The sequence below is a fragment of the Polaromonas sp. P1_E3 genome, assembly GCF_056405935.1.
Genome location: NZ_JBFUBD010000119.1, coordinates 1 through 8,286, shown reverse-complemented (window position 1 = coordinate 8,286; position 8,286 = coordinate 1). Strand labels below are relative to the sequence as shown.

Below are 8,286 nucleotides of genomic sequence, written 5' to 3'. Positions count from 1 at the left end.
GTGCAGGCCCTGCGGAAGCTCTACCCAGCCCATAAACCCTGCCAGCCCGGTCAGCAGCACGACAAGGTACAGGCGCACACCGCTGGCCCAGCCCAGCGCGCCGGCCAGGGCAATCAGTTGTGCGGTGTCCAACGCTTGCATCAAGTGATCCAGTTCGGTTTACGTTTCTGTAAAAACGATTGAACGCCCTCACGCCCTTCCGGGCTCACGCGCACATCAGCAATGCTTTCCACTGTCATCTGCACCAGCTCCGGCGTGATGGGCTGGCCGGCCACGTCCTGCACCAGTTGCTTGCACAGCTTCACGGCCTCCGGGCCGGCGTTGACAAGCGCCTTCACCATCTCGGCCACCTTGGCGTCCAGCGCGTCGGCCGTCACCACTTCATGAACAAAGCCTATCCGCAAAGCCTCAGCCGCATCGAAGCGCTCGGCCGTGAGGAAATAGCGATGCGCCGCCCGCGCGCCCATGGCGCGAATCACATACGGGCTGATGGTGGCCGGAATCAAACCCAGCTTCACCTCGCTGAGGCAGTAACCTGCCGTGTCTACCGACACCGCCACGTCGCAGGCGGCCACCAGGCCCATGCCGCCGGCATAGACGTCGCCCTGTATGCGGGCAATGACGGGCTTGGGGCATTCATAAACCGCCTGCAGCATGGTGGCCAGGCGGCCTGCATCTTCGAGGTTTTGCGCATGGGTGTAGTCGGCCATGCTGCGCATCCAGTTCAGGTCGGCGCCCGCGCAAAAGGCCGGGCCATTGGCCGCCAGCACCACGCAGCGCACCTCGCCGTGCATGCCCAGCTCGACAAAGGCTTGGGTCATCTCGGCGATGACCTCCTGGTTGAAGGCATTGCGCACGTCAGGCCGGTTCAGCGTGACGATGGCGAGCGGCCCATTCAAAGTGATCGTGAGGTGGTTCATGGCTGTGTCCAGACGACGTCATCGTCGACGGCGTAAAGTTTGCATTTGTCCGGCGATCTGCGGTTGCAGCTGTCAAGCGCCCGCTTGACCGGGTCTTCACCGCCCTCCGCCCAACCCCAGCCGCCGGTGGGTCCTATGGCAAACGCACGCGGAGCATCCTTGGAAAGAAAGACCTTGTAGCCGTTCTTGCCCGACGCCGACAGGAAAGACAGCTTCGGTTCATCTGCAATTGCCGCGAAATCGCTTTTGGGCGGCACCACGATTTGCGAGACTGATCCAAACCGGGCAAGCGCCGGCAAGGGCTGGCTGGGCAGGCCGACTTCATCGAGGAAACGCGTCACTTCCGGCTGCCAGATGGTTTGGCCTTTTGAGGCCGCAAACATGCTGTGCGAATCACTGCCGAACGTGCCAAACGCCACCACCCGCGCCTTGCCGCCGCCGGCGTTGTAACGCGCAGCCATCTCCTGCCAGGTGGTGGGCGTGAAGTAGCTGTCGTTATCGCCGTAAAACCAGAGCGAAGGAACGTGGGTGTCTGMCGCATAACCGGCAGCACCCCGCGCGAGCCCGGTTTCCCACCCGGCGCAGGTGTCCTGCCGCAAGCCGCCCGCAAAGTTCACCAGCCCCTTCACGCCCGGGTAGTTAAGCGCGCCAAAGGCCAGTGTTGTCCAGCCGCCATGCGACTGGCCCATGACCAGGATGCGGCTCTTGTCTGCATACGGCTGCGCAAGCGCGTAGTCCAGCACGGTCTTGACGTCTTCGGCCTGCGTGCGGCCATTGCTTTCCACATTGCAGCCGCCGTTGATATAGCTTCCGCTGGACTTTGAAAACCCCTGGCGCATCGGAACCAGCACCACGTAGCCGCGCTGCAAAAAATACCGCGCCGCATTGGCCGGCCGGTAGCGCGCCTGAAAGCGCGGGTCACCATAGGCCTTGCCATGGTTGATGACCACCACCGGAAACGGCCCAGGACCATCGGGCTTGTAGATCGTGGTCTCCAGCTCCGTGCTGCCCACAAAGGCTTTTTTGGACACCAGCACGACGGATTCATTGAGCGCGGCATTGAGCTCAGGCTCCTGTGCATGCACCTGGGGTGCAAAGCTGCCGCAGAGCCCCGCCAGCAAAAAGGCCCAGGCAGCGACTTGCCCGCGCAGCCGCGCATGCGTGGGGGTGATGTCCATGTTGTCCATGCCAGCCTCCTTCGTTTGTCGTTTACCGGTTTTTGTTTTCGCTCTCAACATTACATACGGAACACGCCAAACTTGGTATCGGGAATCGGCTGGTTCAGCGTGGCAGAAAGGCCCAGCGCCAGCACACGCCGCGTATCGGCGGGGTCAATCACCCCGTCGTCCCAACCCCGCGCAGTGGAGTAATACGGGTGCGACTGCTGGCCAAACTGGTCCAGCACGGGCTGCTTGAAGGCGGCCTCTTCTTCGGCGCTCCAGGTGYCGCCCTTGGCTTCGATCGCGTCGCGCTTCACGGTGGCCAGCACGCCGGCCGCCTGCTCGCCGCCCATCACGCAGATGCGCGCGTTCGGCCACATCCACAAAAAGCGCGGCGAATACGCCCGGCCGCACATGCCGTAGTTGCCGGCGCCGTAGCTGCCGCCGATGATCACGGTGAACTTGGGCACCTGGGCCGTGGCCACGGCCGTCACCATCTTGGCGCCGTGGCGGGCAATGCCTTCGGCTTCGTATTTGCGGCCAATCATGAAGCCGGTGATGTTCTGCAAAAACACCAGCGGCACCTTGCGCTGGCAGCACAGCTCAATAAAGTGCGCGCCCTTCTGGGCTGATTCGCTAAACAAAATGCCGTTGTTGGCGATGATGCCGACCGGCATGCCCTCAATGTGTGCAAAGCCGCAGACCAGCGTCGGGCCAAAGCGCGCCTTGAACTCATGAAACTCACTGCCGTCGACGATGCGGGCAATCACCTCACGCACGTCGTACGGTTTTTTCGGGTCGACCGGGATCACGCCATGCAGCTCTTGCGGGTTGTACAACGGCGGCGCCGGCGTGCGCAGGGCCTGGTCGAAGCGCTTGGTTTTGTTGAGGCTGGCCACGGCCTGGCGGGCCAGTGCCAGCGCATGCGCGTCGTTTTGCGCCAGGTGGTCGGCCACGCCTGAAAGCCGCGTGTGCACATCACCACCGCCCAAATCTTCCGCTGAAACGATTTCGCCAATGGCCGCCTTCACCAGCGGCGGGCCGCCCAGAAAGATGGTGCCCTGGTTCTTGACGATGATGGTCTCGTCGCTCATGGCCGGCACATACGCGCCGCCGGCCGTACAGCTGCCCATCACCACGGCGATCTGCGAAATACCCTGCGCGCTCATGTTGGCCTGGTTAAAAAAGATGCGGCCAAAGTGGTCGCGGTCAGGAAACACGTCGTCTTGATTAGGCAAATTGGCGCCGCCCGAGTCAACCAGGTAGATACAGGTGAGGTTGTTTTGCATCGCGACTTCCTGCGCGCGCAAATGCTTTTTCACCGTCATCGGGTAGTAGGTGCCACCTTTCACCGTGGCGTCGTTGCACACGATCATGCAGTCGACCCCATTGACGCGGCCAATGCCGGTGATGACGCCGGCGCAGGGCGCGCTGTCGGTGCCGTCGCGGTCGGGGTACATGTCTTTGGCGGCCAGGGGGCCGAGCTCCAGGAAAGGCGTGCCCGGGTCCAGCAGCATCTGCACGCGGTCACGCGGCAGCAGCTTGCCGCGCGACACATGCCGCGCCCGCGTGGCCTCACCGCCGCCCAGGGCGGCCTTGGCGACTTGCGCGTTCAGGTCGTCTACCTGCGCCTGCATGGCGGCGGCATTGGCCTGAAAGTCGACAGAGCGGGCGTTGAGTTTTGTCTCCAGAGCGGGCATGGCAATTCCTGAAATACGGGTGAAAGGCGCTGAAATCGGGACTGCAATGAGGCTGGTCTTCGCCAGGCCGTCGGGTGCGTAAGCCCTACCTTGGCACCAGATTAGCGCTAAACAGCCAGCTTAGCGAAAACCCGCCCCACAGGCACAGCCAATGAGGTTGCAAATCCTGCCACCTGAGCGGAAAATTATCCCTATGCCCACCAAAGCACCCGCCAAGCCCGCCACGCCACCCAAGGCCGCCACCCCCATGGCCTTTGCCAGAAGCATTGCTTCTGCCTACAAGCGCTACAACCAAAGCCCCGCAGAAGCCCTGAAACTGGCACAGATCACGCCAGCACAACTCAAACAAGGCAACGCCCACATCACCTCCCGCCAGATGGAGTTGCTCTCAGGCGCCGCCATGCAAGAGCTGGACGACGAAGGCCTGGGCGCCTTCAGCCGCAAACTGCCCTGGGGCAGCTACGGCATGCTGGCCCGCGCCTCCATCAGCTCACCCAACCTGGGCATTGCCCTCAAACGCTGGTGCCGCCACCACGCACTGATTGCCGACGACATCACCTTGCGCGTCACCACATCCGGCGACACCGCCGCCATCACGGTCGAAGAAAAAGCCCCCGGCAAGGTCGGTGAGTTTGCTTTGGTGCACGTGCTGCGCAACATCCACGGCCTGGCCTGCTGGTATGTGGATTCGCGCATTCCACTGCAGGGTGCACGCTTTCCGTTTGCCGCGCCGCCGCATATAGAGGCGTATGGGCTGATGTTCCCCGGGCCGCTGTTGCAATTCAATGCGGCGCAGGCAGAGATCCGGTTTGACGCGCGCTACCTGGCCTTGCCGCTACGGCGTGATGAAAAGGCCTTACAGCAAATGCTGCAGCGGGCTTTGCCGCTGACGGTGCTGCAGTACCGGCGCGACAGGCTGTTGGTAGAGCAGGTGCGTCAGGCCTTGGCGAACCCCGCGGTGGCTTCACACAATGCGGAGACTTTGGCGAGAGCGCTGAACATGTCGGCTCGCACACTGCACCGCCAACTGAAAGAGGAAGGCGCCTCACTGCAGGCACTCAAAGACGGCGTGCGCTTTCAGCAGGCCGCGGAACTGCTTCACCGCACCAGCCAGCCGGTGAAAAAAGTGGCTGCGGCGGCCGGCTTTGGCAATGAGAAAAGCTTTACCCGGGCATTTCGCGCGTGGTCTGGCGTCAGCCCCGGAGAGTTTCGCAAAAACCTGCAGGGCTGACAGGCCTTGATGCGCGCCTGGCATTGCACCAGACGCGCCCCTTCAGCCCAAGCTGCTGAAAGACCCGATGGGCTGCAGTTCCTGCGTGGCGGGCATTTCGTCACAGCGCGCCTTGATGTCTGCCGTGAAGGCCTTGAAGGCCGGCAGCCCCGGCAGCGGGCTTTCCACCACGCCGTCGCCGTACATCGCCACATGCACAAAGCTCACCCCGTCGGCCAGTTTATGTGTCTGGTAGCTCAGGCCGGCAGGCTTGACGGCCTGCAGCTCGGCGTACACGGCGCGAACGAGGCGCTCATTTTCTGCGGCCATTTCGGGCTTGACGCGGTAACGAACCATGACTGCTCTCATACTTTTGCTCCTGTGGGTTGAATGAAAATGGGTGCCTTGCCGCGCAGCCGAAGGGCTACCGCGGCACCGGCAAAAGAAAGAAGGGCGCAGGCCATCAGCGCCTGGGCAAAGCCGCCACTGAACTGTTGCGCGCTGCCATAGCCGCCCGCATGCGCAAACACCGTGGCCGCAACGGCCACGCCCAGCACGCCGCCGAGCTGCCGCAAGGTCTGGAACAGGCCCGAGGCCTTGCCAATGTCGCCCGGCTCCACCTCTGCCAGCACCGCGCTTTGCACCGCCGGCATGGCCATGGAAACACCCATGCMCGTCACCACCATGGGCAGCACCCACAGCGCGTAGGCACTTTGCGGGCCGGCCAGCAGCGCCACCCACGCCACGCCAATGCCCTGCAGGGCCAGGCCGACCACGACCAGCTTGCGTGCGCCAACGCGCACCACCATGGCCCCGGCCACCGGCCCGACGAAAAACAGCGTGGCCGTCCACGGCAGCATGCTCAGGCCCGCGCCCAGCGGCGTGAGGCCCTGCACCACCTGGAAGAACTGCGCCATGAAAAACAGCGTGCCCATCAACGACGCCGTCATCAAAAACCCCGCCGCGTTACCCGCCGCAAACACCGGCGAGCGAAAAAGCCTGGGCGGCACCATGGCGTCCCACGCCTCACGGCGCTGCAAGGCAACAAAGGCCGCGCCCAACACGGCCCCCATGCCCAGCACGCCCAGCACAGGCAGGCTGAGCCACCCGCCGTGCGCGCCGCGCATCAGCCCCCACACCAGCCCCAGCAAGGACAGCACCATGAGCACCGCGCCCCGCCAGTCCAGYCGGCCCGGCGTACCCTTGCTTTCGGGCACCTTGCGCCACACCAGCGCGGCCACCCCCAGCGCAAACGGCACGTTGATCCAGAAAACCCATTGCCACGCCAGGCCGTGCACGACCGCACCACCCACCACCGGCCCTGCCAGCACCGCCAGGCCGGTGATGCCGCTGAACAGCCCCAGCGCCTCGCCCCGCTGCGCCGGCACAAACGTCGCCGCCAGCAAGGCCATGGCCAGCGGCAGCACCATGGCCGCGCCCAGGCCCTGCAGCGCACGCCCCGCAATCAGCCAACCCATGCCCGGCGCCAGCGCACAGGCCGCCGACGAGGCGGCAAACACCAGCAGTCCGCAGGCGTAAACCCGCTTGCGGCCAAAGCGGTCGCCCAGCGCGGCAGCCGTCATCAAAAGCACGGCAAAGCTCAGGCCGTAGGCATTGACCGTCCACTCGAGCGCCTCGACGGAGGCCGACAGCTCATGCCTCAGGGTGTCCAGCGCCGTGGTCACCACCAGCGCATCCAGCGCCGCCATAAACGACCCGGCCGCCGCCAGGCCCAGAACCCAGCGCTGCTGCGCGGTAAAACCTGCTTGATTCATTTGCGTCACTTCATCGCTCCTTGTTGGGAGGCGCCGCACCCCATCCGATGCTCCATCCAATGCCACATCCCGATAGATTCCCGCCTCTATGCCAAAGACGGCGCAGCCCGGCGAATCGATGCAAAAATATTTTTGCGTGGCCGCGCATCGTTTGGGCCCCGCCCAACGTCTCATAAAAAGAAACCCCCGGTTTGCCGCAGCCTTTCATCGGCAAAGCCACCCAAGACCCCACCTCCGAAGCACAATCACCAAGCCAAGGCCCCTTCATGAACGCCACACCCCACGCCACCGCCCTGCCTGCCGCACCAGCCGGCACACCCCAGCCGGCCCTGCCTGAGTTCATCACCCTCATGGGCAAGCTGCGGCCCCGGCTGCACCGCTACTGCGCGCGCATGACGGGCTCCATCTTTGACGGCGAAGACATCGTGCAGGACACCCTGGCCAAAGCCGCGCAAGCTTATGACCCGGCCACGGTGCAGCATGCCGAGGGTTGGCTGTTTCGCATTGCGCACAACACCGCCATGGACTTTTTGCGCAGCAAGGCCCGCGAAGAAGTGCACCTTGCCGATGAAGAGCCCGACACCACCGCCGACCCCCACGCCAGCGCCGAGCTGCGCCACGCCACCACGGCAGCGCTGCGCACCTTCATGCAGCTGCTGCCGGCCCAGCGCAGCGCGGTGATCCTGGCCGACGTGCTGGGCTACGCGATGGACGAAGCAGCAGAGGTGATGAACGTGAGCCTGCCCGCCATCAAGGCTTCACTGCACCGCGGCCGCCTGCGCCTGCGCGAGCTGGCCCAGCAACCCCAAGACAAAGCCCCACCGCCAGCTTTGTCGCCGGCAGACCAGGCCCTGCTCACCGAATACGCGGCCCGCTTTAACGCACGAGACTTTGACGGCCTGCGCGACATGCTGGGCGACCAGGTTCACCTGAACCTGGTGGCACGTCTGCAACTTGACGGCAAGGCCGATGTGGCCGAATACTTTGGCCGGTATTCAGCCGTGACAGGCGTGATGCACGTCACGCCCACCAACATTGAAGGCCGGCCGGTCATCTGGATACACCAGGAGAGCGATTCCACGGTCAATGGCGACTACATCGTGGGATTGGAGTGGCGGGACGGCAAGCTCATGACGATTCGCGACTTCAGGTATGCGTTTTACTTTGATGATGGGGTGCTGTTTGATATTTGAGCGCGGGGCCACTGGGCGAGCATTGACTTGACGGGCAATTGGCAATTCAGTGGCCGACTCACACTGCGACACCATGATCGCCACGTGGGCCTTTATTTGATGCCGGAGAGATGCTACTAGGCATGTGCCCCGAACCCCTAAGCTGTTGATTTATAAGGGGCTTACAGTGTGGTGGCGGTTACAGCTACCACAAACCCGTCTTGGTCACCCTTGGTCTGTGCGCATCCATCGGCCAGTCTCTCGGGAAGGGTGCCAAATCCCTTAGGACTACTTTGGTGCTGTTATGTAGCCGATGAACGTGGCCAGGCCGAGGCACATGATGTTGGCC

8 protein-coding genes are annotated in these 8,286 nt (G+C 63.7%); 2 read left to right on the top strand and 6 right to left on the bottom strand.

Annotated elements, in window-relative coordinates; genetic code table 11:
• The 4 genes from AC1D0Z_RS13140 to AC1D0Z_RS13125 all read right to left on the bottom strand — a co-directional run.
• Positions 1-141 (bottom strand): DUF4126 domain-containing protein (locus AC1D0Z_RS13140; protein WP_477658672.1); only part of this gene is annotated, 141 nt, incomplete at its 3' end.
• Positions 141-920 carry an enoyl-CoA hydratase/isomerase family protein gene (locus AC1D0Z_RS13135; RefSeq protein WP_477658670.1) on the bottom strand — a complete coding sequence of 260 codons (780 nt, stop codon included), beginning with the start codon at positions 918-920 and terminating at the stop codon, positions 141-143. The genes AC1D0Z_RS13135 and AC1D0Z_RS13140, both read right to left, overlap by 1 nt.
• Positions 917-2,107, bottom strand: a complete 1,191-nt coding sequence (locus AC1D0Z_RS13130) for a dienelactone hydrolase family protein (protein ID WP_477658669.1) — start codon at positions 2,105-2,107, stop codon at positions 917-919. Before AC1D0Z_RS13130 ends, AC1D0Z_RS13135 begins: the two co-directional genes overlap by 4 nt.
• A 50-nt stretch (positions 2,108-2,157) precedes the next feature.
• Positions 2,158-3,780 (bottom strand): carboxyl transferase domain-containing protein, encoded by a 1,623-nt coding sequence (locus AC1D0Z_RS13125; RefSeq protein ID WP_477658668.1) that lies wholly within the window; start codon positions 3,778-3,780, stop codon positions 2,158-2,160.
• 193 nt (positions 3,781-3,973) lie between these two features.
• Between AC1D0Z_RS13125 and AC1D0Z_RS13120 the strand changes: the two genes are divergently transcribed.
• Complete coding sequence (locus tag AC1D0Z_RS13120) at positions 3,974-5,011, top strand: AraC family transcriptional regulator (RefSeq protein WP_477658667.1); 1,038 nt, start codon at positions 3,974-3,976, stop codon at positions 5,009-5,011.
• Positions 5,012-5,053: 42 nt separating this feature from the next.
• On the opposite strand, the gene AC1D0Z_RS13115 is transcribed toward AC1D0Z_RS13120, so the two are convergent.
• Both AC1D0Z_RS13115 and AC1D0Z_RS13110 read right to left on the bottom strand, forming a co-directional pair.
• Complete coding sequence (locus tag AC1D0Z_RS13115; RefSeq protein WP_477658666.1) at positions 5,054-5,359, bottom strand: hypothetical protein; 306 nt, start codon at positions 5,357-5,359, stop codon at positions 5,054-5,056.
• Positions 5,356-6,765, bottom strand: a complete 1,410-nt coding sequence (locus tag AC1D0Z_RS13110; RefSeq protein ID WP_477658671.1) for an MFS transporter — start codon at positions 6,763-6,765, stop codon at positions 5,356-5,358. Before AC1D0Z_RS13110 ends, AC1D0Z_RS13115 begins: the two co-directional genes overlap by 4 nt.
• 266 nt (positions 6,766-7,031) lie before the next feature.
• Between AC1D0Z_RS13110 and AC1D0Z_RS13105 the strand changes: the two genes are divergently transcribed.
• Complete coding sequence (locus AC1D0Z_RS13105) at positions 7,032-7,958, top strand: sigma-70 family RNA polymerase sigma factor (protein ID WP_477658665.1); 927 nt, start codon at positions 7,032-7,034, stop codon at positions 7,956-7,958.
• The last annotated feature ends 328 nt before the right edge of the window (positions 7,959-8,286 follow it).

Bases quoted from the DNA above. Each gene is read 5' to 3' on its own strand.
- AC1D0Z_RS13115 (WP_477658666.1), bottom strand. From the start codon at position 5,359: ATGAGAGCAGTCATGGTTCGTTACCGCGTCAAGCCCGAAATGGCCGCA.
- AC1D0Z_RS13105 (WP_477658665.1), top strand. From the start codon at position 7,032: ATGAACGCCACACCCCACGCCACCGCCCTGCCTGCCGCACCAGCCGGC.
- AC1D0Z_RS13120 (WP_477658667.1), top strand. From the start codon at position 3,974: ATGCCCACCAAAGCACCCGCCAAGCCCGCCACGCCACCCAAGGCCGCC.
- AC1D0Z_RS13135 (WP_477658670.1), bottom strand. From the start codon at position 920: ATGAACCACCTCACGATCACTTTGAATGGGCCGCTCGCCATCGTCACG.